Consider the following 1,898-nt stretch of genomic DNA (forward strand, 5'->3'; position numbering starts at 1 on the left):
ACCGATGATCTTCTTGACATGGTTACGCCGCCTTCGGATAACGGATAGTGCCACGAAGCTGATGCAAGCCATGTCCGTTGAACCACTCCTGGTCCCAGCGCTGAGCTTGCCCAGCACGCAGGTTGCGGCCGCGTTTCTTCACCATCAACCGGTGTAGACGCCAGACCACATACCTGTCGATCTGCTTGAACTTGGCAGCGGCGTTCCCGGTCCGAAAGTAGTTGCCCCACCCACGTAACAGTGGGTTCAACTCCTCAATGAGAAGCCGAATGTCCCGCACTCCCACGCGGTTGCGACCGGTCCGGTCCCGGATCTTGCCCCGCAGCCGCTTCATCGCCGCCTGACTGGGCCACCGCTGCAGGTAGTAGCGCACAATCCGCTTCTGTTCCCACAACCGCCCCGACATGCGAGCCCGAAAGTGACATCCGAGGAAATCCATGCCTTCCCGGCCTTCCCGCAAGTCAACCACTCTCGTTTTGTCCGGGTGCAGCTCCAGCCCAAGACCGGTGAGGATCTCGCTCACCGCGCCCAGAGCCGCCCTGGCCTGCCGCTCACCACGGCAGAGCACCACACCGTCATCGGCATAGCGCACCAGCTCACCCACTCCACGGGCAGTCAGCTCGGTGTCCAAGACGTGCAGGAAAACGTTGGCCAGCAACGGGGAAATCACCCCGCCCTGAGGCGTGCCCGCGACCGTCCGCGTCACCACCCCGTCGGCCATCACTCCCGCCTGCAGCCACAACCGCAGCAACTTGAGCACCCGACGATCCGACACCCTCCGGCCAACCAGTTCGAGCAACCGCTCATGATCGATCTCGCCGAAGAAATTGCGGATATCGAACTCCACGACATGCGTGACACCCTCGATGAACCCCACCCGCAGCCGTTCCATCGCCTGCGTCGCCGACCGTTTCGGCCGAAACCCATACGAACACGGCAAGAAATCCGCCTCGAACACCGGTTCCAGCACAATCTTGGCCGCCTGCTGGGCCACCCTGTCACGCACCGTCGGAATACCCAACGGCCGCACACCGCCCTGTGGTTTCGGAATGTCCACCCGCCGCACCAGCGACGGGCGATACCGACCCGCCCGGAGGTCCTCGCGCAACTCACGCAACATGCGGTCCACGCCAAACTCCTCCACCGCGTCCAGAGTGATGCGATCCACCCCGGCCGCGCCCTTGTTCGCACGCACCCGCTCCCACGCCTCCCACAGGACGTCACCCCGGTGGATACGGTCATACAGGGCGTGGAAACGCCGACCCGAAGACTGCTTGGCCGCAGCCCATAGCTTGCGTTGAAGTTCTCGCACCTTCCCCGGCGACGGCACAAGCCGCCCACCGGCTACAACGAGCGACGGCTCGCCGGGGTGATTGGACCGGGCAGACCCGGTCATGCCCTGACGCTTACCTTCTCCGCCAGCGTGATCAAAGTGAGGGCCCTTCCCTCCCAGCGCGTTATGTTGCACGCCGATCTGCGGTACTACGACCCTCTCGGACTCCCGCTGCCCTCCGGACGATTTCACCATCGGCTTATACGTCCGGTCTTTGCCCGACGCAGGCCGGGCAGACGGGTCTCTCCTGTTCCGGACCAGACCGTGCACACGTGCCATCTCCCGTACCCCGGAGAGACCCAGCGAGCTGACCCCGGAACAGGGCTCACCAGACATGGCCTTCGCCGTGACATGAGCGGCTCGGCTCTCCCGTTGTGAATCTGACGAGGCTGCAGAGTTCGCTTGACGCTACGGCCCGCGTGCTTGCTCCCTCCAAAGAGGCTTTCGACACCCCGCTCGGCCTGCCAGGTCTCCCCGACAGACTGGGGCCTGCTACCGGGCGCTCCGGTGCCTACCCGGACGGGACTCTCACCCGCTGGCCTGGTCCAGCTTCCAGGACGCAACA

At 64.4% G+C, this 1,898-nt stretch carries 1 protein-coding gene; it reads right to left on the reverse strand.

Annotation, left to right across the window (positions count from 1 at the left end; translation table 11 throughout):
* Window positions 1-22 precede the first annotated feature (22 nt).
* Complete coding sequence (ltrA, locus tag ACWDKQ_RS35990) at window positions 23-1,396, reverse strand: group II intron reverse transcriptase/maturase (RefSeq protein ID WP_450143211.1); 1,374 nt, start codon at window positions 1,394-1,396, stop codon at window positions 23-25.
* Between the last annotated feature and the right edge of the window lie 502 nt (window positions 1,397-1,898).

It is taken from the genome of Saccharopolyspora sp. NPDC000995, assembly GCF_053599315.1.

Excerpts from the sequence above, each read along its gene's own strand:
- ltrA (WP_450143211.1), bottom strand. The coding sequence starts at position 1,396 with ATGACCGGGTCTGCCCGGTCCAATCACCCCGGCGAGCCGTCGCTCGTT.